The sequence below is a fragment of the Burkholderia sp. NRF60-BP8 genome (assembly GCF_001522585.2).
GTDB lineage: Bacteria > Pseudomonadota > Gammaproteobacteria > Burkholderiales > Burkholderiaceae > Burkholderia.
Window position 1 is genome coordinate 2,296,544 of the sequence record NZ_CP013373.1, and the last position, 24,370, is coordinate 2,320,913.

15 protein-coding genes and 1 tRNA gene are annotated in these 24,370 nt (G+C 66.8%); 7 read left to right on the top strand and 9 right to left on the bottom strand.

What is annotated here, in order from left to right:
- Nucleotides 1–193: 193 nt before the first annotated feature.
- From lpdA to aceE, 3 genes are all read right to left on the bottom strand, one after another.
- Nucleotides 194–1,960 (bottom strand): dihydrolipoyl dehydrogenase, encoded by a 1,767-nt coding sequence (gene lpdA / locus WS54_RS24135; protein ID WP_034207760.1) that lies wholly within the window; start codon nucleotides 1,958–1,960, stop codon nucleotides 194–196.
- 284 nt (nucleotides 1,961–2,244) lie between these two features.
- Nucleotides 2,245–3,906, bottom strand: a complete 1,662-nt coding sequence (gene aceF / locus WS54_RS24145) for a dihydrolipoyllysine-residue acetyltransferase (RefSeq protein WP_034207761.1) — start codon at nucleotides 3,904–3,906, stop codon at nucleotides 2,245–2,247.
- A gap of 69 nt (nucleotides 3,907–3,975) precedes the next feature.
- Nucleotides 3,976–6,672: a pyruvate dehydrogenase (acetyl-transferring), homodimeric type gene (aceE, locus tag WS54_RS24150; protein ID WP_034207762.1), complete on the bottom strand. Its 2,697-nt coding sequence runs from the start codon at nucleotides 6,670–6,672 to the stop codon at nucleotides 3,976–3,978.
- 278 nt (nucleotides 6,673–6,950) lie between these two features.
- On the opposite strand from aceE, the gene fixL reads away from it, so the two are divergent.
- The 4 genes from fixL to WS54_RS24175 all read left to right on the top strand — a co-directional run bounded on the left by fixL (nucleotide 6,951) and on the right by WS54_RS24175 (nucleotide 13,542).
- Nucleotides 6,951–9,467: an oxygen sensor histidine kinase FixL gene (fixL, locus tag WS54_RS24160; protein ID WP_034207763.1), complete on the top strand. Its 2,517-nt coding sequence runs from the start codon at nucleotides 6,951–6,953 to the stop codon at nucleotides 9,465–9,467.
- Entirely contained in the window at nucleotides 9,464–10,102 is a 639-nt protein-coding gene (gene fixJ, locus WS54_RS24165; protein WP_006493245.1) for an oxygen response regulator transcription factor FixJ, read from the top strand. Before fixL ends, fixJ begins: the two co-directional genes overlap by 4 nt.
- A gap of 245 nt (nucleotides 10,103–10,347) precedes the next feature.
- Nucleotides 10,348–11,208 (top strand): bifunctional methylenetetrahydrofolate dehydrogenase/methenyltetrahydrofolate cyclohydrolase FolD, encoded by an 861-nt coding sequence (folD, locus tag WS54_RS24170; protein WP_034207764.1) that lies wholly within the window; start codon nucleotides 10,348–10,350, stop codon nucleotides 11,206–11,208.
- A gap of 246 nt (nucleotides 11,209–11,454) precedes the next feature.
- A complete protein-coding gene (locus WS54_RS24175) occupies nucleotides 11,455–13,542 on the top strand; it encodes a M3 family metallopeptidase (protein WP_034207765.1) in 2,088 nt (695 codons plus the stop codon).
- Between the two features lie 58 nt (nucleotides 13,543–13,600).
- Here WS54_RS24175 and dinB read toward each other — a convergent pair whose 3' ends face one another.
- Nucleotides 13,601–14,839, bottom strand: coding sequence for a DNA polymerase IV (gene dinB, locus WS54_RS24180; RefSeq protein ID WP_080747791.1), 1,239 nt, complete (start codon nucleotides 14,837–14,839; stop codon nucleotides 13,601–13,603).
- Between the two features lie 137 nt (nucleotides 14,840–14,976).
- Here dinB and WS54_RS24185 point away from each other — a divergent pair, with 137 nt between their 5' ends.
- Complete coding sequence (locus WS54_RS24185) at nucleotides 14,977–15,669, top strand: aspartate/glutamate racemase family protein (protein WP_034207766.1); 693 nt, start codon at nucleotides 14,977–14,979, stop codon at nucleotides 15,667–15,669.
- A gap of 267 nt (nucleotides 15,670–15,936) precedes the next feature.
- Here WS54_RS24185 and WS54_RS24190 read toward each other — a convergent pair.
- Nucleotides 15,937–16,013: transfer RNA gene (locus WS54_RS24190), tRNA-Met, on the bottom strand.
- A 183-nt stretch (nucleotides 16,014–16,196) separates the two neighbouring features.
- On the opposite strand from WS54_RS24190, the gene xth reads away from it, so the two are divergent.
- Nucleotides 16,197–16,973 carry an exodeoxyribonuclease III gene (xth, locus tag WS54_RS24195; protein ID WP_034207767.1) on the top strand — a complete coding sequence of 259 codons (777 nt, stop codon included), beginning with the start codon at nucleotides 16,197–16,199 and terminating at the stop codon, nucleotides 16,971–16,973.
- 22 nt (nucleotides 16,974–16,995) lie between these two features.
- Here xth and WS54_RS24200 read toward each other — a convergent pair whose 3' ends face one another.
- From WS54_RS24200 to glnA, 4 genes are all read right to left on the bottom strand, one after another.
- On the bottom strand, nucleotides 16,996–19,104 hold the full coding sequence (locus tag WS54_RS24200) for a prolyl oligopeptidase family serine peptidase (protein ID WP_059782941.1): 2,109 nt from the start codon (nucleotides 19,102–19,104) through the stop codon (nucleotides 16,996–16,998).
- Nucleotides 19,105–19,196: 92 nt separating this feature from the next.
- A complete protein-coding gene (gene ntrC / locus WS54_RS24205) occupies nucleotides 19,197–20,714 on the bottom strand; it encodes a nitrogen regulation protein NR(I) (protein WP_034207769.1) in 1,518 nt (505 codons plus the stop codon).
- A 46-nt stretch (nucleotides 20,715–20,760) separates the two neighbouring features.
- Complete coding sequence (glnL, locus tag WS54_RS24210) at nucleotides 20,761–21,903, bottom strand: nitrogen regulation protein NR(II) (protein WP_034207770.1); 1,143 nt, start codon at nucleotides 21,901–21,903, stop codon at nucleotides 20,761–20,763.
- Nucleotides 21,904–22,063: 160 nt separating this feature from the next.
- On the bottom strand, nucleotides 22,064–23,479 hold the full coding sequence (gene glnA, locus WS54_RS24215; RefSeq protein WP_034207771.1) for a type I glutamate--ammonia ligase: 1,416 nt from the start codon (nucleotides 23,477–23,479) through the stop codon (nucleotides 22,064–22,066).
- A gap of 405 nt (nucleotides 23,480–23,884) precedes the next feature.
- On the opposite strand from glnA, the gene WS54_RS24220 reads away from it, so the two are divergent.
- Entirely contained in the window at nucleotides 23,885–24,349 is a 465-nt protein-coding gene (locus WS54_RS24220; protein WP_034207772.1) for a rhodanese-like domain-containing protein, read from the top strand.
- Nucleotides 24,350–24,370 lie beyond the last annotated feature (21 nt).

Consider the following 24,370-nt stretch of genomic DNA (forward strand, 5'->3'; position numbering starts at 1 on the left):
GCGTCCCCTGCTCCTGAAAGAGCCGCGCCCAGCGCGGCTTTTTCGTTTCCGGCGCAAAAAGCGCGCGCGGGCGCAAATTGCCCGCCCCGATCGAGTCTGTCGCGCGCTGCGCAAAAGAAAACGCCGCCGCCCGGTTTGCCCGGGCGGCGGCGTTTTTACGTGGCCGGCACCCGGGGGCGCCGTGCCGATTCCGTTACTTCTTGCGCTGCGGCGGCAGGTCCGTGCAGACGCCTTCGTACAGCTCGGCGGCCATGCCGACCGATTCGCCGAGCGTCGGATGCGGATGGATCGTCTTGCCGATGTCTTCCGCGTCCGCGCCCATCTCGACGGCGAGGCACACTTCGCTGATCAGGTCGCCCGCGTTCAGGCCGACGATGCCGCCGCCGATCACGCGATGGGTTTCCTCGTCGAAGATCAGCTTCGTGAAGCCTTCGTCGCGGCCGTTCGCGATCGCGCGGCCCGATGCGGCCCACGGGAACACGGCCTTGCCGTACTTGATGCCCTCGGCCTTGCACTGGTCTTCCGTCTTGCCGGCCCACGCCACTTCCGGATCGGTGTAGGCGACCGACGGGATCTGCAGCGCGTCGAAGTACGCTTTCTCGCCGTGCGCGGCTTCCGCTGCGACGTGGCCTTCATGGACGGCCTTGTGCGCGAGCATCGGCTGGCCGACGACGTCGCCGATCGCGAAGATGTGCGGCACGTTCGTGCGCATCTGCTTGTCGACCTCGATGAAGCCGCGGTCGGTGACGGCGACACCGGCCTTGTCGGCACCGATCTTCTTGCCGTTCGGACTGCGGCCCACCGCGACGAGCACGAGGTCGTAGCGCTGCGCTTCCGCCGGCGCCTTCTCGCCCTCGAACTTCACGTAGATGCCGTCTTCCTTCGCTTCCGCGCCGACCGTCTTGGTCTTCAGCATCACATTGCCGAAGCGCTTCGCGTTGTACTTTTCCCAGACCTTCACGAGATCGCGGTCGGCGCCCATCATCAGGCCGTCCATCATTTCGACGACGTCGATCTCGGCGCCGAGCGTCGAGTAGACCGTTGCCATTTCGAGGCCGATGATGCCGCCGCCGATCACGAGCATGCGCTTGGGCAGTTGGCGCAGTTCGAGCGCGCCGGTCGAATCGACAACGCGCGGGTCTTCCGGCATGAACGGCAGCTTCACGGCCTGCGAGCCCGCGGCGATGATCGCCTGCTTGAACTTGACGACCTTCTTGCCGTTGTCGCCCTGCACTTCCATGTGGAACGGGTCGACGAACGCGCCGACGCCGGTGACCACTTCGACCTTGCGTGCCTTGGCCATGCCGGCGAGGCCCGTCGTCAGCTTCTTGACGACGCCGCCCTTGAAGTCGCGCAGCTTGTCGAGGTCGACCTGCGGCTTGCCGAACGTGATGCCGTGCGACGCGAGCGCCGCGGCTTCCTCGACGACGAGCGACGTATGCAGCAGCGCCTTCGACGGGATGCAGCCGACGTTCAGGCACACGCCGCCGAGCGTCGAGTAGCGTTCGACGAGCACCGTCTTCATGCCGAGATCGGCTGCGCGGAACGCGGCCGAATAGCCGCCGGGGCCGGCGCCGAGCACGAGCATGTCGCATTCGATGTCGGCGGCGCCGCTGTAGCTGCCGGCTTGCGGCGCGGGCGCCGGAGCGGCTGCGGCCGGAGCCGGTGCAGCCGCTGCGGGCTTCGGCGCTTCGGGCGCTTTCGCGGGTGCGGCTGCGCCTGCCGATGCTTCGACGATGGCGATGACGGTGCCTTGCGAGACTTTCTCGCCAGCCTTGACCTTGACTTCCTTGACGGTGCCGGCGACGTCGCTGGGCACTTCCATGGAGGCTTTATCGGATTCGAGCGTGATGAGCGTTTGCTCTTTTTCGATCACGTCGCCGGGTTTCACGTTGACTTCGATGACATCGACGCCGCTGAAATCGCCGATATCCGGAACCTTGACTTCGATGAGACTCATGACTGTCCCCTTCTTGATTGGCTGCAGAGAGAGAGGGAGGGACTGGCGGAAAGACGGAACCTGACTACATGCGGCCTGGCAAGAGAACGCGACGTTGGGCAGGACCGCCTTTGCCGTCCGCCCAAGGACGCGCCTTTCTTTTGGTTACTTTTCTTTGGAAGACAAAGAAAAGTGACCGCCGCCCCGCGCAGGGGCGACGCCAGCAGACCGTTGGCAAAACAGGTTCAACGACAAGGGCGTGAAGAATCGACACAAAACCACGCCCCCGCGAGCCCCTCATCTCATCAAAGAATGATGCGACGGAAATCCCCGAGCAACGCCCCGAGATACGCATTGAACCGCGCGGCTTCCGCACCGTCGATGACGCGATGGTCATACGACAGCGACAGCGGCAGCATGAGCCGCGGCACGAACTGCTTGCCGTCCCACACCGGCTTCATCTGGCCGCGCGACAACCCGAGGATCGCCACTTCCGGCGCGTTGATGATCGGCGTGAAGTTCGTCCCGCCGATCCCGCCGAGCGACGAGATCGAGAAGCAGCCGCCCTGCATCTGGTCCGGCTTCAGCTTGCCTTCGCGCGCGGCCTTCGACAGGTCGCTCATTTCCTTCGCGATGTCGACGAGGCCCTTCTTGTCCGCATCGCGGATCACCGGCACGACGAGGCCGTTCGGCGTATCGGCCGCGAAACCGATGTGGAAGTACTGCTTGAACACGAGGTTGTCGCCGTCGAGGCTCGCGTTGAAGGTCGGGAATTTCTTCAGGCCGGCGACGACCGCCTTGATCACGAACGCGAGCATCGTGAACTTCACGCCCGCCTTTTCGTGTTCCTTGTTCAGCTGGACGCGCAGCGCTTCGAGCTCGGTGATGTCCGCTTCGTCGTTGTTCGTGACGTGCGGGATCATCACCCAGTTGCGATGCAGGTTCGCGCCCGAGATCTTCTTGATGCGCGACAGCGGCTTCGCCTCGAACGGGCCGAACTTCGAGAAGTCGACCTTCGGCCACGGCAGCAGGTTCAGCTCGCCGCCGCCTGCCGGCGCGGCTGCCGCGGCCGGCGCCGCGCGCTGGCCCGTCATCACGCCCTTCACGAAACCCGTGACGTCTTCCTTCGTGATGCGGCCCTTCGGACCCGAACCCTGCACGCGCGACACGTCGACGCCGAGTTCACGCGCGAACTTGCGGACCGACGGCGATGCGTGGCTCGCGCGGTATTCGCCCGACGGCGCGGCGGCCGGTGCGGCGGCAGCCGGTGCCGGCGCAGCCTTCGCGGGCGCGGATGCCGGTGCGGCGGCAGCGGGCGCCGCAGCAGCCGCGGCCGGAGCCGGTGCGCTCGCCTGCGGTGCCGCGACAGCCGGTGCGCCGGCGGCTTCGAGCAGCACGATCAGCGTGCCTTCCGACACCGAATCGCCCACTTTCACCTTGATGTCCTTCACGACGCCGGCAGCCGGGCTCGGCACGTCCATCGTCGCCTTGTCCGACTCGAGCGTGACGAGCGACTGCTCCTTCTCGACCGTGTCGCCGACCTTCACGCCGATCTCGATCACCGGCACGTCCTTGTAGTCGCCGATATCCGGCACCTTCACTTCGAGCGTGCCGCCGGACGCGGCCGGTGCAGCCGGTGCGGCAACGGGCGCCGCGGCCGGGGCCGGCGCTGCCGCAGGAGCAGGCGCCGCGGCCGGCGCAGCCGCGCCGTTCGCCTGGGCGGCCGCGCCGCCTTCGAGCAGGACGATCAGCGAGCCTTCCGACACGGAATCGCCGACCTTGACCTTGATTTCCTTCACGACGCCGCCCACCGGGCTCGGCACGTCCATCGTCGCCTTGTCCGACTCGAGCGTGACGAGCGACTGCTCCGGCTCGACCGTATCGCCGACCTTCACGCCGATCTCGATGACCGGCACGTCCTTGTAATCGCCGATATCCGGCACCTTCACTTCGATCGCTTGACTCATCTGTTTCTGTCTCCATGGCCGCGCGCGCCCCTCCCGGAAGCGGCGCGCGGCATCACACGGGCGTGTGCGTTAAACGGTCATCGGGTTGGGCTTGGACGGATCGAGGTTGTACTTGGCGATCGCGTCCGCGACCACCTTGCGCTCGATCGTGCCTTCGTCGGCCAGCGCGTTCAGCGCGGCGACGGTGACCCAGTGACGGTCGACTTCGAAGAAGTGACGCAGCTTCTCGCGGGTGTCCGAACGACCGAAGCCGTCGGTGCCCAGCACGACGAAGCGACGATCGATCTGGCCGCGGATCTGGTCGACCAGCGCACGGACGTAGTCGGTCGATGCGATGACCGGGCCCTGCGTGTCCTTCAGGCACTTCTGCACGTGCGACAGGCGACGCTCTTCGGTCGGATGGAGCAGGTTCCAGCGTTCGACGTCGTGGCCTTCGCGCGCGAGCTCGGTGAAGCTCGGCACGCTCCACAGATCGGCGGCGACGCCCCAGTCGTTCTTCAGCAGGTCGGCGGCGGCGATCACTTCGTTGAAGATCGTGCCCGCGCCCAGCAGCTGCACGCGCGGCGCCTTCTTGTCGGCGTCGGCCTTCTTGAACGAGTACATGCCCTTGATGATGTCGGCCGCCACGTGCTCGCCCTGCGGAATCGCCGGGTGCTCGTAGTTCTCGTTCATCACCGTGATGTAGTAGTACACGTCTTCCTGGTCCTGCACCATGCGGCGCAGGCCGTCCTGGATGATCACCGCGAGTTCGTAGCCGAACGTCGGGTCGTAGCTCACGCAGTTCGGCACCGATGCCGCCCACAGCAGCGAATGACCGTCTTCGTGTTGCAGGCCTTCGCCGTTCAGCGTCGTACGGCCCGCCGTGCCGCCCAGCAGGAAACCGCGCGAACGCATGTCGCCCGCGGCCCACGCGAGGTCGCCGATCCGCTGGAAGCCGAACATCGAGTAGAAGATGTAGAACGGCACCATGATCTCGCCGTGCGTCGAATACGACGTCGCCGCCGCGATCCAGTCGCACATGCCGCCCGCTTCGTTGATGCCTTCCTGCAGGATCTGGCCGGTCTGCGATTCCTTGTAGAACATCAGCTGGTCGGAATCTTCCGGCACGTACTTCTGGCCTTCCTGGTTCCAGATACCGATCTGGCGGAACAGGCCTTCCATGCCGAACGTGCGCGACTCGTCCGGGACGATCGGCACGACGCGCTTGCCGAGCGCCTTGTCCTTCAGCAGGATGTTCAGGATCCGCACGAACGCCATCGTCGTCGAGATCTCACGGCCTTCGCCCGTGCCCTTCAACAGCGGCTCGAACGCGTCGAGCGCCGGCACCGGCAGCGACGTCGCCTTTTCGCGGCGGTGCGGCAGGTAGCCGCCGAGGTCCATGCGCTTCTGGCGCATGTATTCGAGCTCCTTCGAGCCTTCCTCGAACTTCAGGTACGGCACGTCGGCGATCTGCTCGTCGGTGATCGGCAGGCGGAACTGGTCGCGGAACTTCTTCAGTTGCTCGACCGGCAGCTTCTTCTGCTGGTGCGTGATGTTCATCGCCTGGCCCGACTCGCCCATCCCGTAGCCCTTGATGGTCTTCGCGAGGATGACGGTCGGCGCGCCCTTCGTGTTCGTGGCTTCGTGGAACGCCGCGTAGATCTTGTGCGGATCGTGGCCGCCGCGGTTCAGCGCCCAGATGTCGTCGTCCGACCAGTCGGCGACGAGCGCCTTCAGTTCAGGCGTGTTGAAGAAGTGCTCGCGCACGTACGCGCCCGACTCCGATTTGTACGTCTGGTATTCGCCGTCGACGCACTCCATCATCCGGCGCATCAGCGCGCCCGTCTTGTCGCGCGCGAACAGCGCATCCCAGCGGCTGCCCCAGATGACCTTGATCACGTTCCAGCCGGCGCCGCGGAATTCCGATTCGAGTTCCTGGATGATCTTGCCGTTGCCGCGCACCGGACCGTCGAGACGCTGCAGGTTGCAGTTGATCACGAACACGAGGTTGTCGAGCTTCTCGCGGCTCGCCATGCCGATCGCGCCGAGCGATTCCGGTTCGTCCGTCTCGCCGTCGCCGAGGAACGCCCAGACCTTGCGGCCTTCCGTCTTCGCGATGCCGCGCGATTCCAGGTACTTCATGAAGCGCGCCTGGTAGATCGCCATGATCGGGCCGAGACCCATCGACACGGTCGGGAACTGCCAGAAGTCCGGCATCAGCCACGGGTGCGGATACGACGAGATGCCCTTGCCGTCGACTTCCTGGCGGAAGTTGTCGAGCTGCTCTTCCGACAGGCGGCCGAGCAGGAACGCGCGCGAGTACACGCCCGGCGACGAGTGGCCCTGCACGAACACGAGATCGCCGCCGTGCTGGTCGGACGCTGCGTGCCAGAAATGGTTGTAGCCGACGTCGTAGAGCGTCGCGGCCGATGCGAACGACGCGATGTGGCCGCCGACGTTCGTGTCCTTGCCTGCGCGCAGCACCATCGCGAGCGCGTTCCAGCGCGTGTACGAACGAATGCGGTGCTCGATGTCCTGGTCGCCCGGAATCTTCGCCTGGGCTTCGAGCGGAATCGTGTTGATGTACGGGGTATTGGCGGAGAACGGCAGGTGCTCGCCGTGCATGCGGGCGAATTCGATCTGCTTTTCGATCAGGTAATGCGCACGGCCGGTGCCCACGGAGGAGATCACGCCATCGAGCGACTCGAGCCACTCGACGGTTTCTTGCGGGTCGTCGTCACGTTCGGCGGCGACATATTTCATCACTTCGTTCGGTACAGCGGACATTCTCGTCTCCTGGGTCCTGGAATGTGAGGATCGCTCTCGTGCAGACGACGCGACGCGACGCGACCGGCTGCGGGCAAGCTCCGACGGATTGTAATGAGCGTGGACAGGCCTGCGCAACAAAATTTTCGAATTATGAGATCTTTTCTCGCCATGCGAAATATTGCTGCGCTGCACCCATATTTCGGGGCTCCGCGGCCCGTCTCGTCGGAACAAAACCGTTTCCGTTCAACCTATCCGGTATCGGTTTTCCATGTATTGCGCTGCGCTACAATCCTGCCATGTTGACCGATCGGCTTTTCGCACGCTCGGCGCGACCGCCGGGCCCGCCGGCGGAGTCGCAGCCGTCCCGTTGGCACCACGGACCGTGGTGGTCCAACTCCTATTTGCTGACGCCGCTGCTGTCGATTCTGGTGTTCCTCGTCGTGATGAGCCTCATCCTGTGGAGCCTCAACCGGCGCGAACAGCAGCAGCAGGAAGACACCCTGTTTCGCAACGTCGCGTGGGCCCAGCAGCAGATCCGCCTGTCGATGACGGGCGCGCAGGAACAACTGCAGGCGCTGTCGCGCGACCTCGCGTCCGGCCGCCTCGACCAGAACGCGTTCCAGATGGCCGTTGCGGACGTGATGCAGACGCATCCTGAAATCCTCTACCTGAACTGGTACACGGCGCCGGGCGTGCAGCGCTGGCCGGCCGTGCATCCGCCGCTGCTCGGCCAGCGGCTCGCGAAGCCCGGCGACGCGCAGATGCAGGACGCCGTGCGCGGCGCGTACGACGAGGCGCGCAACACGCGCCGCCAGGCCTATTCGCCGCTGATCTACGACGACTTCGGCAACGGCTTCATCACGTTGCAGACGCCGGTGATGCGCGGCGACCGCGAATATCTCGGCTCGATCGCCGCGGTGTTCTCGGTCGAGGGCATCCTGAAGCACGACATCCCGCAGGAACTGTCGTCGAAGTACAAGATCTCGATCACCGACTCGAACAACCGCGAACTGTCGTCCACGTCGACGCGCCCGCGCCTGCCGCGCGACTCGCACTACGACCTCCCGCTCGACCCGCCCGGCCAGGGACTGACGGTGCGCGTGTATGCGTTCCCGCAGCTCACGAACCTGACCAACAACACGCTCGTGTGGCTGGTCGCCGGCCTGTCGTGCTTCGTGCTGTGGAGCCTCTGGAGCCTGTGGAAGCACACACGCCAGCGCTTCGAGGCGCAGCAGGCGCTGTACGCGGAAGCATTCTTCCGCCGCGCGATGGAGAACTCGGTGCTGATCGGCATGCGCGTGCTCGACATGCACGGCCGCATCACGCACGTGAACCCGGCGTTCTGCCGGATGACGGGCTGGGACGAAACGGATCTCGTCGGCAAGGTTGCGCCGTTCCCGTACTGGCCGCGCGACGCCTACCCGGAAATGCAGCGCCAACTCGACATGACGCTGCGCGGCAAGGCGCCGAGTTCGGGCTTCGAGCTGCGCGTGCGCCGCAAGAACGGCACGCTGTTCCATGCGCGCCTGTACGTATCGCCGCTGATCGACAGTTCGGGCCGCCAGACCGGCTGGATGTCGTCGATGACCGACATCACCGAGCCGAAGCGCGCGCGAGAAGAGCTGGCGGCCGCGCACGAACGCTTCACGACGGTGCTCGAAAGCCTCGACGCCGCGGTGTCGGTGCTCGCCGCCGACGAAGCCGAGCTGCTGTTCGCGAACCGCTACTACCGCCACCTGTTCGGCATTCGCCCGGACGGCCACCTCGAATTGTCCGGCGGCGGCTTCGACCGCGCGCAGGCATCGTCCGACTCGATCGACATGGTCGACGCGTTCGCGGGCCTGCCGGCCTCCGCGCTGACCAGCAGCACGGCCGATGCGCAGGAGGTGTACGTCGAGAGCATCCAGAAGTGGTTCGAAGTGCGTCGCCAGTACATCCAGTGGGTGGACGGCCACCTCGCGCAGATGCAGATCGCGACCGACATCACGACCCGCAAGAAGGCACAGGAACTCGCGCACCAGCAGGAAGAAAAGCTGCAGTTCACGAGCCGATTGATGACGATGGGTGAAATGGCGTCGTCGATTGCTCACGAATTGAATCAGCCGCTCGCCGCGATCAACAACTACTGCTCGGGCACGCTCGCGCTCGTGAAGAGCGGCCGCGGCACGCCCGAGACGCTGCAGCCCGCGCTGGAAAAGACCGCGCAGCAGGCGCTGCGCGCGGGGATGATCGTCAAGCGGATCCGCGAATTCGTGAAGCGCAGCGAGCCGAAGCGCCAGCCGGCGCGGGTCGCGGACATCGTCGCCGACGCGGTCGGGCTCGCCGAAATCGAGGCCAGAAAGCGCAGGATCCGGATCGTCACGGAAATCCTCGCAAGAATGCCTATTATTTATGTCGACCCCGTGCTGATCGAACAGGTGCTGATGAACCTGATGAAGAACGCAGCCGAGGCGATGGCCGACGTGAAGCCGGCGTCGGCGGACGGCGTGATCCGCGTCGTCGCCGACATCGATGCGGGCTTCGTCGACATCCGCGTGATCGACCAGGGCCCGGGCGTCGACGAAGCGACGGCCGAGCGCCTGTTCGAACCGTTTTACAGCACCAAGTCCGACGGCATGGGCATGGGGCTGAACATCTGCCGTTCGATCATCGAATCGCATCGGGGGCGTCTGTGGGTGGTCAACAACGTCGAGCCGGATGGCCGCATTTCCGGCGCGACGTTCCACTGCAGCCTGCCCATTGGGGAACCCGCTGATCTCGGCCAAGGGGGGCGCGAGGCATCGGCATCACATACCGTTACGGGAGAACTATGAATAGCCCTGTCACCACCACTCAGGAAACCGTCTTCGTCGTCGACGACGACGAGGCCGTACGGGACTCGCTGCGCTGGCTGCTGGAGGCGAACGGCTATCGCGTTCAATGCTTCTCGAGCGCCGAGCAGTTCCTCGATGCGTACCAGCCGGCGCAGCAGGCCGGCCAGATCGCGTGCCTGATCCTCGACGTGCGGATGTCGGGCATGAGCGGCCTCGAATTGCAGGAACGCCTGATCGCCGACAACGCCGCGCTGCCGATCATCTTCGTCACCGGTCACGGCGACGTGCCGATGGCCGTGTCGACGATGAAAAAGGGAGCGATGGACTTTATCGAGAAACCGTTCGACGAAGCCGAGCTGCGCAAGCTCGTCGAGCGGATGCTCGACAAGGCCCGAAGCGAAAGCAAGAGCGTCCAGGAACAGCGTGCCGCGAGCGAACGCCTGTCGAAGCTGACCGCGCGCGAGCAGCAGGTGCTCGAGCGGATCATCGCGGGCCGCCTGAACAAGCAGATCGCCGACGACCTCGGCATCAGCATCAAGACGGTCGAGGCGCACCGCGCGAACATCATGGAAAAGCTCAACGTCAACACGGTGGCCGACCTGCTGCGCCTCGCGCTGTCGAAGAAACAGGCCTGAGCGCGTTTTCCGGCGGCACGCGCCACCGCGGCCGCCCGGCCCGCAATCGGTGTTTGCCGCCCCGCGCGATGCGGCCCACTCGCGCGGCGGCGGCCGCTCCTCCCGGCGCACGCGCGCCGCGGCCATGACGCTTCCCGTTGATTCGCTGTCGGACGGCAGCAGGCGAACGGTATAATTACGTGCTTTGCTACGGCGCTTCGGGCGCCGTACGCCCGCATTCCAACTTCCCGGCAGGACCCACCACCATGACAGCCCTCCTCATCGACGGCAACGCCCTTTCGAAGACCCTGCGCGGTCAGGCCGCCGAACGCGCCGCCGCGCTGACCGCCCGCGGCCACCAGCCCGGTCTCGCGGTGATCCTCGTCGGCGCCAACCCGGCGAGCGAAGTCTACGTGCGCAACAAGATCAAGGCATGCGAGGACAACGGCTTCTTCTCGCTGAAGGATGCGTACCCGGCCACGCTGTCGGAAGCCGACCTGCTCGCGCGCATTGACGAACTGAACCGCGATCCGAAGATCCACGGCATCCTGGTCCAGTTGCCGCTGCCCGCGCATATCGACAGCCACAAGGTGATCGAGGCGATCGCGCCGGAGAAGGACGTCGACGGCTTTCACGTCGCGAACGCCGGTGCGCTGATGACCGGCAAGCCGCTGTTCCGCCCGTGCACGCCGTACGGCGTGATGAAGATGTTCGAAGCGCACGGCATTGCGCTGCAAGGCGCGAACGCGGTCGTGATCGGCCGCTCGAACATCGTCGGCAAGCCGATGGCGATGATGCTGCTCGACGCCGGCGCGACCGTGACGATCTGCCACAGCAAGACGCGCGACCTCGCCGCGCATACGCGCCAGGCCGACATCGTGGTCGCCGCGGTCGGCAAGCGCAACATCCTGACCGCCGACATGGTGAAGCCGGGCGCGACGGTGATCGACGTCGGCATGAACCGCGACGACGCGGGCAAGCTGTGCGGCGACGTCGATTTCGCGGGCGTGAAGGAAGTCGCCGGCTACATCACGCCGGTGCCGGGCGGCGTCGGCCCGATGACCATCACGATGCTGCTGATCAACACGATCGAATCCGCCGAACGCGCCGCTGCCGCCGCAGCCTGACGCTCCACTCGCTCAGCCGGCGCGCGATTGCGTGCGCCGGCGCCTCGCCAGCCGCAGTCGCGCGGCTGCATCGCGCCAGCCGGCACGTCCGACGCCGCGCATCCGACCCTGCGTCAATCGCGTCGTTAGAAACTAACGATTGGAAAGCGCGCGATGCGCCCCAATAATGTCGGTATCGGGCGCGCTCGCGCCCAGCCGCCGTTACCCTTTTCATCCCGGTTCATCCGGCAACAGACAGGGAGTCTTATGTCCGCCAGCGCCAATACCAATCCGCTCCTCGACTTCTCCGGCCTGCCCCGTTTCGGCGAGATCCGCCCGGAGCACGTGACGCCCGCGCTCGACACGCTGCTCGACGCCGCCAGCCGCGCGGTCGAAGCGGCGAGCGCGAGCGACACGCCGTCGACCTGGGCCGCCGTCGTCGAGACGGTCGAGCAGGCCACGGAGCCGCTCGGCCGTGCGTGGGGCATCGTCGGCCACCTGAACGCGGTCGCCGACACGCCCGAACTGCGGGCTGCCTACGGTGAAAACCTGCCGCGCGTGACCGAGTTCTGGTCGAGCGTCGGCCAGAATCTCGCGCTGTACGAAAAGTACAAGGCGATCGCCGCGAGCGCCGAATACGCGACGCTGTCCGTTGAGCGCAAGAAGATCCTCGACAATGCGCTGCGCGACTTCCGCCTGTCGGGCGCCGAGCTGCCCGAGGACCAGAAGCCGCGCTTCGCGGAACTGCAGGAACAGCAGGCCGCGCTGTCGAAGGCGTTCTCCGATCACGTGCTCGACGCGACCAACGCGTACGCATATTTCGCGAAGGACGAAGCCGAGCTGGCCGGCCTGCCCGGCGACGCGATCGAGGCCGCCCGCGAAGCCGCGCAGAAGGACGGCAAGGAAGGCTGGAAATTCACACTGCATTTCCCGTCGTATTTCCCGGTGCTGCAGTACGCCGACGACCGCGCGCTGCGCGAGACGCTCTATCGCGCCTATGCGACCCGCGCGTCGGAACTCGGGCCGCAGTACGGCGACGGCAAGGCCGAATGGGACAACACGGCGATCGTCGCCGACGCGCTGAAGCTGCGCCGCGAAGAGGCGCAGATGCTCGGCTATCGCAACTTCGCCGAAGTCTCGCTCGCGCCGAAGATGGCCGAATCGCCGCAGCAGGTGATCGCGTTCCTCGAGGATCTCGCGACGCGCGCACGCCCGCACGCGGAGAAAGACTGGGACGAGCTGCGCACGTTCGCCGCGAAGGAACTCGGCCTCGCCGAACTCGCGCCGTGGGACGTCGCGTACGCGGCCGAAAAGCTCCGCCAGCAGCGCTATGCGTTCTCGGAAAACGAGGTCAAGCAGTACTTCCCGGAACCCGCCGCGCTGAAGGGCCTGTTCACCGTCACCGAAACGCTGTTCGGCGTGCGTATCAAGCCGGACGACGCGCCGGTATGGCACAAGGACGTGCGCTTCTTCCGCGTCGAGAATCGCGACGGCTCGCTCGTCGCACAGTTCTATCTCGACCTGTACGCGCGCGAAGGCAAGCGCGGCGGCGCGTGGATGGACGACGCCCGTTCGCGCGCGAAGCGCGGCAGCGACGTGCAGACGCCGGTCGCGTACCTGACCTGCAACTTCTCCGCGCCGGTCGGCGGCAAGCCCGCGTGCTTCACGCACGACGAGGTCATCACGCTGTTCCATGAATTCGGCCACGGGCTGCATCACATGCTGACGCGCGTCGACGAACTCGGCGTGTCGGGCATCAACGGCGTCGAGTGGGATGCGGTCGAACTGCCGTCGCAGTTCATGGAAAACTTCTGCTGGGAATGGGACGTGCTGTCGTCGATGTCGTCGCACGTCGATACGGGCGCCGCGCTGCCGCGCGAGCTGTTCGACAAGATGATCGCCGCGAAGAACTTCCAGAGCGGGCTCGGCACGCTGCGCCAGATCGTGTTCTCGATGTTCGACATGCTGCTGCACGTCGACTTCGATCCGGCCGGCGCCACCGGCGTGACCGCGTTCGCGCGCGAGATCAACGAGCGCTACCACGTGATCCCGCAGGCCGCGTTCTCGCGCTGGCCCAACACGTTCAGCCACATCTTCGCGGGCGGCTACGCGGCCGGCTACTACAGCTACAAGTGGGCCGAAGTGCTGTCGGCCGATGCGTACGCGGCGTTCGAGGAAGCGGCCGCCGCCAGCGGCAGCGTGCTCGACGCGGCAACCGGCACGCGCTATCGCCGCGAAATCCTCGAGGTCGGCGGCAGCCGTCCGGCGATGGAGTCGTTCAAGGCGTTCCGCGGCCGCGAGCCGCAGATCGACGCGCTGCTGCGCCACAACGGGATGGCCGCGCCCGCGCACTGAGCGCGCCGCCCGGCCGCGCCGGCAGCATCGACGGGCACCGCTTCGGCGGTGCCTTTTTTCATGGCGCGGGCGCTTCGTCCCCGGCGTCGGCCGCGTTGTCTGGCTCGCTCGTGCTGCCCGCTTGGCCGGGAACCTCCACGTGGTCGGCTTCGTCGTCGAACAGCAGGAATTGCCCGTGGCGCTCGGCCGTGTCCTCGTCGATACGCACGCCGACGCCGAGCAGCCGCACCGGCTGCGCGCGCCGCAACAACCCCTTCGCGAGCAGCGTGACGGCCGTCTCGGCATTCGTCGCGTCGGCCACGCACTCGACCGTCGTGCGCTGGAAATCGGCGAAGCGAATCTTCACGTACAGCTTGCGGATCGAACGCGCGGCGCCCGCGCGCTCGATCCGCGCGTCGAGTTGCACGACGAGGCGGCGGATTTCGTCCGCGCATTGCTCGAGCGTCGTCAGGTCGGTCACGTAGGTCGTCTCGACGCTGACCGACTTGCGCTCCTGATCGGCCTGCACCGGCCGCTCGTCGATCCCGCGCGACAGTTCGTACAGCCGCCGCCCGAACGCGCCGAACTCGCGGTGCAGGTCGATCAGCGGCCAGTCGCGCAACTGCGCGCAAGTCTGGATGCCGAGCCGGTCGAGCCGCGTGGCCGTCACCTTGCCGACGCCGTGCAGCTTGCGCACCGGCAACGCCGCAACGAACGCGTCGATCTCGTGCGGCCGCACGACGAACAGCCCGTCGGGCTTGTTCCAGTCGGATGCGATCTTCGCGATGAACTTGTTCGGCGCGACGCCCGCCGATACGGTCACGCCGACCGTGTCGCGCACCCGCTCGCGGATCTCGCGCGCAATCAGCGTCGCACTGCCCTGGCAACGTTCCGACCCGCTGACGTCGAGGTACGCCTCGTCGAGCGACAGCGGCTCGACGTCCGGCGTGTAGTCTCGATAGATCGCCATGATCTGCCGCGATGCCGCACGGTACTTGTCCATGGCGGACGGCAGGATCAGCAGGTCCGGACACTTGCGCATCGCCAGCGCCGACGACATCGCCGAATGCACGCCGTAGCGCCGCGCCTCGTAGTTGCAGGTCGCGATCACACCGCGCTGGTCGGGCCGGCCGCCGACCGCGAGCGGCCGGTTGCGCAGCGACGGGTCGTCGCGCATCTCGACCGACGCGTAGAAGCAGTCGCAATCGCAGTGAATGATCTTGCGCGCGCGCGGCAGCGCGTCGCCCGGCGGCGGCGCGTGCGGATCGGCTGGCGAAATGATGGTCGGGCTCACGGTGCCGATACTGTACAAAAACACAGTGCCGGTTTCAACTGCCGCGTACGTCCACTGCCGGCTGCGCCGTACCGGCCCGATTTGCGCGGATCGTATCGGCCGGGTTCGGGCAGCGGCGCCTATACTCGTCTGCCGCGACACACGAAACGCAAAGGTGACGGATGAAGACGATCGGACTGATCGGCGGCATGAGCTGGGAATCGTCAGCCGAGTACTACCGGATGATCAACCGGCACTCGAAGGCATTGCACGGCGGGCATCACAACGCGAAAAGCGTGCTGGTCACGGTCGACTTCGCCGAAATCGAAGCGCTGCAGCGCACGCACGACTGGGTCGCGCTCGGCGAACGGATGGCCGATGCCGCGCGCCAGCTCGAAGCGGCCGGCGCCGATCTCGTCGTCCTCACGACCAATACGATGCATCGCGTGCACGACGCGATCGAAGCCGCGGTGAAGCTGCCGTTCCTGCACATCGCCGATCCGACCGGCAACGCGCTGCGCGACGCGGGCGTCGAGCGCGTCGCCCTGCTCGGCACGCGCTACACGATGGAGTTGCCGTTCTACGCGGAGCGGCTGCGCGGGAAGTTCGGGCTCGACGTGCTGGTGCCGGACGAACGCGGGCGCGACGACGTGCACCGGATCATCTACGACGAGCTGTGCCACGGCGTCGTCTCGGCGCCATCGCGCGCGACGTATGTGTCGATCATCGACCGACTGGCCGCGCGCGGCGCACAGGCCGTGATCCTGGGCTGCACGGAAATCACGCTGCTGATCGGCGCGGACGATTCGCCGCTGCCGGTATTCGATACGACCGCGTTGCATGCGAAGGCGGCCGTCGAGTGGGCGGCGCGCTGAACGACGCGCGCCGCCGCGTATCGCCATCGCCGCCGGATGCGGCTGAATACGGGCAAGGACCAGTGCGCGGTGCGGTCGGGCACGCCGAACGCAACGGCCACGCGAGTCGACACGACGACCCGTCTGATCGAGAACGGCTGCCAGCCCAGGAGCCCGGGCGCGCCGAAATAACGGGCGGGCGCGGAAAACAAAAAACCCGGCACGGAGCCGGGTTTTTGTCGACGAAGTGCGCATCGGTCAATTGCGCTGCACATCGTCTGGTGTGCTTGGTTGCGGGGACAGGATTTGAACCTGTGACCTTCGGGTTATGAGCCCGACGAGCTGCCAGACTGCTCCACCCCGCGTCAGAGAAATAAATTATAGAGTGAGGAAGTACTCACGTCAATACTTTTGTCACAATTTCTGCATCCACTGCCCGGGCGCCGACGCGGGACACGTGCGCGACGCTGCATGACGCGCGCGTTCGCACCCCATGCTCGCGGTAAGATGGCGGCCTTCGCATTCACGCCGCACACACCCTTCCGTTCATGAAAATCGCCACCTGGAACGTCAACTCGCTCAATGTCCGCAAACAGCATGTGCTCGACTGGCTCGCGCAAAGCGGAGCCGACGTGCTGTGCCTGCAGGAACTGAAGCTGCCGGACGAGAAATTCCCGCGCGCCGATCTCGAGGCAGCCGGCTACCGCAGCTGGTTCACGGGCCAGAAGACCTACAACGGCGTCGCGATCCTCGTGCGCGACACGCTCGCCGTCGACGAGTCGGACGTCGTGCGCAACATCCCGGGCTTCGACGATCCGCAGCAGCGCGTGATCGCCGCGACGGTCGACGGCGTGCGCATCGTGTCCGCCTACTTCCCGAACGGCCAGGCGCTCGACTCCGACAAGTTCGTCTACAAGATGCAGTGGCTCGACGCGCTGCAAGCGTGGCTGCGCACCGAGTTGCAGCGCTACCCGAAGCTCGCGCTGCTCGGCGACTACAACATCGCACCGGAAGACCGCGACGTGCACGATCCCGCGAAATGGGAAGGCCAGAACCTCGTGTCGCCGCAGGAGCGCGCACACTTCGCGCAACTGATCGAACTCGGCTTCGTCGATGCGTTCCGCCGCTTCGAGCAGCCCGAGAAGACCTTCACGTGGTGGGACTACCGGATGATGGCGTTCCGCCGCAACGCGGGGCTGCGCATCGACCACATCCTGCTGTCGCCGGCGCTCGCGGCGACCTGCGCATCGTGCGAAGTCGATCGCACGCCGCGCACGTGGGAACAGCCGTCCGACCACACGCCGGTCGTCGCGATCGTCGGCTGATCGCGCAAGCGCCCGCGCGCGATCAGCGCCGCGCGGGCGCCGGCCCGAGATGAGCCCACAGGAAGCCGAATTCGGCTGCGTCGGCTTCCGCGCGCTCGAGATCGTCGGCGCTGCCGTGGCCGCCGTCGGTGTTCTCCCAGTACCACACCCGCTCGTGACCGAGCGCCTGCATGCGCGCGGCCATCTTGCGCGCATGCGCGGGATGCACGCGATCGTCGCGGGTCGACGTCGTCAGCAACAACGGCGGATACACGACGCCTTCACGCACGCGGTGATACGGCGAATACGCGGCCAGCGCCGCGCCTTCGCGCGGATCGTCGGGGTCGCCGTATTCGTCGAGCCAGGCGGCGCCCGCGTGCAGCTTCGGATAGCGCTGCATGTCGAGCAGCGGCACGCGGCACAGCACCGCGCCGAACAGCTCCGGCCGCTGCATCATGCACGCGGCGACCAGCAGTCCGCCGTTGCTGCCGCCCTCGATTCCGAGTTGCGCGGCGGTCGTCACGCCGGTCGCGGCCAGATCCTCGGCGACCGCGATGAAATCGTCGAACGAACGCTGCCGGTGTTTGCGCTGCGCGTCGACGTGCCAGCGCGGCCCGAATTCGCCTCCGCCGCGGATGTGCGCGAACGCCATCACGCCGCCGCGTTCGAGCCAGCCGATGCCGAACGCATCGCTGTAGCCCGGCAGATTCGGAATCGCAAAGCCGCCATAGCCGGACAGCAGGCACGGCCGCGCGACGCGCGCGCCGCCTTGCGGCACGTCGAGCGCATCGCGCGGCCCGATCAGCGTGTACGGCACCACCGTGCCGTCGCGCGAACGCGCGCTCGCGCGGCGTACGACGAGCCCGGCCGCGTCGAACTGCACCGGCGGCCGGTCGAGCAGCACGCGGCGCGACGGCGCATCGTCCGCGCGATCGGCAAGATCGGCCAGCCAGCATTCGGGCGGATCGAGATACGTGTCGACATCGACGTACACCTCGTCGTTCAGCGTCGATTCGACGGGCTCGATGTCGATCTGTGCATCGCCCGGCCAGTCGAACGGCCGCGCGTCCCACGTCCACGCACCGTCGTCGGCCTGCCGCGGCTGCCACAGCATCGTGCGGTTGTGCACATCGTCGAGCCAGCTCGCGATCAGCGTCGTGCGCGTGTGCGTCCACGTACAGGCGGACGTCGTCGGCCGCGGCGCGAACAGCGTCGTGAATTCGCGCGCGCCGGCGAGGAACGCTTGCTCGCGGATCGCGAGCAGCGAGCCGCCGGCGTGGCGCACGCCGTCGCAATCCCAGTCGAGGCGCGGCTCCAGCACGAGCCAGCCTTCCCAGAACCCGACCTCGACATGCGTCGGCACGTCGTAGCGCGCCCACTCGCCAGCGTCGGTCAGCCGATACGCGTGCGCGTCGAAGAAATCGACGCTGCGCCACGCGACGTGACGGCAGTCGATCGGGTCGTACCATGCGCCCGCACTGATGTCGTCCGGCTCGCCGCGGAACACGACGGGCGCGTCGGCGAGCGGCGTGCCGCGCACCCAGCGCCGCGCTTCATACGGATAACCGGCGGCGGTCGCATGCGCTTCGCCGCGATCCCAGCTCACGTAGACGGTGTCGCGATCGATCCAGCCGACCGTGTGATGGCCCGGCGCGTCGATCGTGAAACCGCCGTCGACGAAACGGCGCGCGACGAGGTCGAATTCGCGCACGACGACTGCGTCGGCGCCGCCCGGCGACAGCGACAGCAGCACGCGATCGCCGTCCGGATACAGGATCGCCTCCTGCTCGAACACCCACGACTCGCCCTCTTCGACGCCGAGCGCGTCGACGTCGAGCAGCGTTTCCCAGGCCGGCTGGCCGGCCCGCCAGTCGGCCCAGCGCGTGCGGCGCCACAGCCCCTTCGGATGGAGATCGTCCTGCCACAGGTCGTACGCCCAGTCGCGCCAGCGGGTCGGAATCACCGGGCGTTCGCGCGGCAGATACGCTTTCGCGAGACGCGCGGTCAGCGCGCGATACGCGTCGTCGTCGCGCAGCGCGGCGTGCGTGCGCGCATTCTGCTCGTCGACCCACGTGCGGGCGCGCTTGCTGTCGAGCGCTTCGAGGAAACGGAACGGGTCGGCCCCGGCGGGCCAGCGGAAGGAATCGGACATGGTGGATCGACGGAATCGCAAGCTGCGTGCAAACCGCGATTATGTCCGATCGCGGCATGCGCGAACCCGCGCATGCCGCGCATCGTGCCCGGTCAGGGCTCCAGATGGAGTTCCTGGATCTTGCGCGTGATCGTGTTGCGACCGATGCCGAGCCGCTCCGCGGCCTCGACCTTGCGGCCGCGCGTGAAGTCGAGCGCCTCGCGGATCACGGCCGCTTCGAAGCGACGCGCGAGCTCGTCCATCACGTCGGCCGAGTTCTCGCGCAACAACCGCGCGACCTCGGTGCGCAGCCCGTGCTCCCACAGCGGGTAGCCGGCCGGCGCGCTGCCGTTCGCCGTGCTCGCGACGGGCACGGCGGCGGGCGGCGCCGCGCCGATCGCGGCAGGCGCTGCCGCCGCGTGGCCGCCGCTGCCGTGCACGTCCGCGCCGTCGCCCGACGCGACGACCGGCGCCCCGGCCGGCACGAGGTCGGGCGGCAGGTCCTTGATCTCGACCGTCTGCGCGGGCGCCATCACGGTCAGCCAGTTCGCGAGATTCTCGAGCTGCCGTACGTTGCCGGGAAACGGCAGCGACGTGAGATACGCGAGCGCGTCGTCGGACACGCGCTTCGGCTCGACGCCGAGATCGCGTGCACTCTTCTGCAGGAAGTGGCGCGTGAGCAGCGCGATGTCCTCGCTACGTTCGCGCAGCGGCGGCAGGCGCAGCCGGATCACGTTGAGCCGGTGGTAAAGGTCCTCGCGGAACAGCCCCTGCCGCACGCGCGACTCGAGATTCTGGTGCGTCGCGGCGATCACGCGCACGTTCGCGCGCAGCGGGTTGTGCCCGCCGACCCGATAGAACTGCCCGTCCGACAGCACGCGCAACAGGCGCGTCTGCAGGTCGAACGGCATGTCGCCGATTTCGTCGAGGAACAGCGTGCCGTTCTCGGCCTGCTCGAAGCGGCCCTGCCGCGTCGTCTGCGCGCCGGTGAACGCGCCGCGCTCGTGGCCGAACAGTTCGGATTCGAGCAGGTCCTTCGGAATCGCCGCCGTGTTCAGCGCGATGAACGGCCCGTTCGCGCGCGGGCTGTGACGGTGCAGCGCCCGCGCGACGAGCTCCTTGCCGGTGCCCGACTCGCCGGTGATCAGCACGGTCGCGGCCGAATGCGACAGCCGGCCGATCGCACGGAACATGTCCTGCATCGCGGGCGCCTGGCCGAGCATCTCGGGCGCGTCGGCCACGCGCTCGTCCTGCGGCGCGCCGCCGCGCAGGCTTTCTTCCACCGCGCGGCGGATCAGTTCGACCGCCTTGTCGACGTCGAACGGCTTCGCGAGGTATTCGAACGCGCCGCCCTGGAACGCCGCGACGGCGCTGTCGAGATCGGAGAACGCCGTCATGATGATGACGGGCAGGCCCGGCAGCCGCTCGTGCATCGCCTGCAGCAACTCGAGGCCCGAGCCGCCCGGCATCCGGATGTCGGACACGAGTACCTGCGGCGTCTCGTGGTCGAGCGCGGCCAGCGCGTCGCGCACGTTCGCGAAGCTCTTCGTCGCGAAGCTGTCCCGGGCGAGTGCCTTTTCAAGCACCCAGCGGATCGATTGGTCGTCGTCTACTATCCAGATCGGCTTCATAGGTCGGTCAGATATGGGGAAATCCGGTGAATCGCACTGCTGCCGCTCAATGGTCGAGCGGCAGCAGAATCTGAAATTCGGTACGTCCGGGCCGGCTTTCGACCTCGATCATCCCGTCGTGCTGCTGCACGAACGTCTGCGCGAGCGTGAGGCCGAGGCCGCTGCCGTCGTCGCGTCCGGACACGAGCGGGTAGAAGATCCGGTCGCGGATCTCTTCCGGAATGCCGGGCCCGTTGTCGATCACGTGCAAGTCCAGTGCCAGCCGGTACAGGCGCTTGGCGATCGTCACCTTGCGTGCGATGCGCGTGCGCAGCTCGATCTTCGCGTCGCCCTGCGCGATCCGTTCGCGCAGCGCCTGCGCGGCGTTGCGCACGATGTTCAGCAGCGCCTGGATCAGTTGCTCCTTGTCGCCGCGCAGGTCCGGCACGCTCACGTCGTAATCGCGCTCGATCGTGAGCCCGCGCGGGAATTCCGCGAGCATCACCGCGCGTACGCGTTCGCACACTTCATGAATGTTCACGTCGCCGACGATATGCGGATGCCGGTGCGGCTCCAGCAACCGGTCGACGAGCGTCTGCAGGCGGTCGGACTCCTTGATGATCACCTGCGTGTATTCGCGCAACTCGCCGCGCTCGCGCTCGCCCAGTTCGAATTCGAGCAGCTGGGCTGCGCCGCGAATGCCGCCGAGCGGGTTCTTGATCTCGTGCGCGAGGTTGCGGATCAGTTGCTTGTTGACCGCGGTCAGGTCGTGGATGCGCTCTTCCCGATCGGTGCGCGACTGCCGTTCGTTCTCGAACAGCTCGACGAGCACGAAATCGGGCGCGGTCTCGAGGAAGCCGACGATCGCGTGCACATGCAGCGGCTCCCGGCCGGGCCGATCGAGCACGGTATCGAGGTGCGTCGCGTGAAAGCGTTCCTGGCCGATCGCGGTGATCGTCGATGCCAGCTCGTTCGCGTTCGGGAAAATTTCGCCCCACGGCCGCTGCGCGAGCTGCCGCCGCGAGATGTCGAGCATCGCCTCCGCGGACGGGTTCGCGAACGCGATCCGCAGCGTCTTGCGGTCGAGCACGAGCACGACCGTCGGCAGCGCTTCGAGCCCCGCCAGCAGACCCGAGCGCGAGAGCCGCTCGTCGTCCGTCAGCCGTTCGGGCTGCCCCGTTTTCGCCTTGATCAGATTCTTCAGAACCATCTGCGTGCTTGTCGCGCCTCACCGGGCAGTAAATGAAAATCGTCGGAACAAAAAAGGGACGGCCGGACGCCGTCCCCTTTCAGACTCCGCCGTTCCCGCCGCACACCGCGCGACGGGAACGAACCGGCATGACGGCGCCGAATCGAAGCGCCATCGCCGATTAGAGCGAGTAGTACATCTCGAACTCGATCGGGTGCGTCGTCATGCGGAACTTCGCCAGCTCCTGCTCCTTCAGCCCGAGGTACGCGTCGATCATGCCGTCCGTGAACACGCCGCCGCGCGTCAGGAACTCGCGATCCTTGTCGAGTGCCTCGAGTGCCTGGTCGAGACCCGCGCACACGGTCGGGATCTTTGCATCCTCTTCCGGCGGCAGGTCGTACAGGTTCTTGTCCGCTGCTTCGCCCGGATGGATCTTGTTCTGGATCCCGTCGAGGCCGGCCATCATCAGCGCCGAGAACAACAGGTACGGGTTCGCCATCGGGTCCGGGAAGCGCGTTTCGATACGGCGGCCCTTCGGGTTCGACACGTGCGGAATGCGGATCGATGCCGAGCGGTTGCGCGCCGAGTACGCGAGCTTGACCGGTGCTTCGAAGTGCGGGACCAGACGCTTGTACGAGTTCGTCGTCGGGTTCGTGATCGCGTTCAGCGCGCGAGCGTGCTTGATGATGCCGCCGATGTAGAACAGCGCCAGTTCCGACAGGCCGGCATAGCCGTTGCCCGCGAACAGGTTCTGGCCGTCCTTCCAGATCGACTGGTGAACGTGCATGCCCGAACCGTTGTCGCCGACGACCGGCTTCGGCATGAACGTCGCCGTCTTGCCGTACGAATGCGCGACGTTATGGATGATGTACTTCGACCATTGCGTCCAGTCCGCGCGCTGCACGAGCGTCGAGAACTTCGTGCCGATTTCGTTCTGGCCCTGGCCCGCCACTTCGTGGTGGTGCACTTCGACCGGGATGCCGAGCTGTTCGAGCAGCAGGCACATTTCCGAGCGCATGTCCTGGAACGTGTCGACCGGCGCGACCGGGAAGTAGCCGCCCTTCGTGCCCGGACGGTGGCCCGTGTTGCCGCCTTCGAATTCCTTGCCTGCCGACCACGGCGCTTCTTCCGAGTTGATCTTCACGAAGCAGCCCGACATGTCCGTGTTCCACTGGACCGAGTCGAAAATGAAGAATTCCGGCTCCGGACCGAAGTAGGCGGTGTCGCCGATGCCCGTGCTCTTCAGGTAGGCTTCCGCGCGCTTCGCGAGCGAACGCGGGTCGCGCTCGTAGCCCTTGCCGTCGGCCGGCTCGACCACGTCGCAGGTCAGCACCAGAGTCGATTCTTCATAGAACGGGTCGATGAACGCAGCGCTCGGATCCGGCATGAGCAGCATGTCCGACGCCTCGATGCCCTTCCAGCCCGCGATCGACGAACCGTCGAATGCATGACCGCTTTCGAACTTGTCTTCGTCAAACGCCGAAACCGGCACCGACACGTGCTGTTCCTTGCCGCGCGTATCCGTGAAGCGGAAATCGACGAACTTGACGTCCTCGTCCTTCACGAGCTGCATGACGTCGGCGACGGTTTTACTCATAACCTCTTCTCCTGATTGAACAATTCCGGCGGACTGGGAACCGCCTCGTTTATCGAGCTGACCGGGGTCTTGCTTTGGCGCAGCGCGCCCCGATTCGACCGAATTCTATATAGCAGCTTCCGTGCCAACCATCGCGAAACCGACGCGGATCGCGCCGGCCCGCGCCGCAGCGGGGCTCGCCTGCGCAATTGCAGGGCTCGGGGCCGCACCGCCGCCGACCGGATCGCACCTCCGTGGTGCAATCTTCGGGATGCGGCGGCGCAGCCGGGTTATTCTGGTGCATGCGCGCCATTCTGCACTCTTTTGGTGAATCCGTGGTCCGTGCATGCGGCGCAGGTCGCGCGAACGTCCGTACCGCCCCGCCGCGCTAGAATGATCGTTTGACCGATACGGAGACTCCTTGCCATGAGTACGCTGGACCAGCTTTACGCGAAGGCCGACGAACGCCGCGCCCAAGGCGCGCTCGACTACGCCGGCGCGCTGCTGCCGGTCGAGGCATTCGAACTGCTGCAGCTCGACCCGTCCGCGCGCCTCGTCGACGTGCGCACGCGCGCCGAGCTCGACTGGATCGGCCGCCCGCTCGTCGGCGACGGCCAGTACCTGCACATCGAATGGACGCGCTACCCGGGCGGCGTGCCGAACACCGAATTCGTCAACGAACTGAAGGCGGCCCTGCCGGCCGATACGCCGATCCTGTTCCTGTGCCGCAGCGCCGCGCGCTCGAAGCTCGCCGCGGTCGCGTCCGCGCAGGCCGGCTACACGAAGGCGTTCGACCTGCTCGAAGGCTTCGAGGGCGCGAAGGACGCCGAAGGCCACCGCAAGACCGTCGACGGCTGGTGCTTCCGCAAACTGCCGTGGATCGGCGCCTGACGGCGCGCCGAGGCCACCGGT

Excerpts from the sequence above, each read along its gene's own strand:
- lpdA (WP_034207760.1), bottom strand. The coding sequence starts at position 1,960 with ATGAGTCTCATCGAAGTCAAGGTTCCGGATATCGGCGATTTCAGCGGC.
- aceF (WP_034207761.1), bottom strand. The coding sequence starts at position 3,906 with ATGAGTCAAGCGATCGAAGTGAAGGTGCCGGATATCGGCGATTACAAG.
- aceE (WP_034207762.1), bottom strand. The coding sequence starts at position 6,672 with ATGTCCGCTGTACCGAACGAAGTGATGAAATATGTCGCCGCCGAACGT.
- fixL (WP_034207763.1), top strand. The coding sequence starts at position 6,951 with ATGTTGACCGATCGGCTTTTCGCACGCTCGGCGCGACCGCCGGGCCCG.
- fixJ (WP_006493245.1), top strand. The coding sequence starts at position 9,464 with ATGAATAGCCCTGTCACCACCACTCAGGAAACCGTCTTCGTCGTCGAC.
- folD (WP_034207764.1), top strand. The coding sequence starts at position 10,348 with ATGACAGCCCTCCTCATCGACGGCAACGCCCTTTCGAAGACCCTGCGC.
- WS54_RS24175 (WP_034207765.1), top strand. The coding sequence starts at position 11,455 with ATGTCCGCCAGCGCCAATACCAATCCGCTCCTCGACTTCTCCGGCCTG.
- WS54_RS24185 (WP_034207766.1), top strand. The coding sequence starts at position 14,977 with ATGAAGACGATCGGACTGATCGGCGGCATGAGCTGGGAATCGTCAGCC.
- xth (WP_034207767.1), top strand. The coding sequence starts at position 16,197 with ATGAAAATCGCCACCTGGAACGTCAACTCGCTCAATGTCCGCAAACAG.
- WS54_RS24200 (WP_059782941.1), bottom strand. The coding sequence starts at position 19,104 with ATGTCCGATTCCTTCCGCTGGCCCGCCGGGGCCGACCCGTTCCGTTTC.
- ntrC (WP_034207769.1), bottom strand. The coding sequence starts at position 20,714 with ATGAAGCCGATCTGGATAGTAGACGACGACCAATCGATCCGCTGGGTG.
- glnL (WP_034207770.1), bottom strand. The coding sequence starts at position 21,903 with ATGGTTCTGAAGAATCTGATCAAGGCGAAAACGGGGCAGCCCGAACGG.
- glnA (WP_034207771.1), bottom strand. The coding sequence starts at position 23,479 with ATGAGTAAAACCGTCGCCGACGTCATGCAGCTCGTGAAGGACGAGGAC.
- WS54_RS24220 (WP_034207772.1), top strand. The coding sequence starts at position 23,885 with ATGAGTACGCTGGACCAGCTTTACGCGAAGGCCGACGAACGCCGCGCC.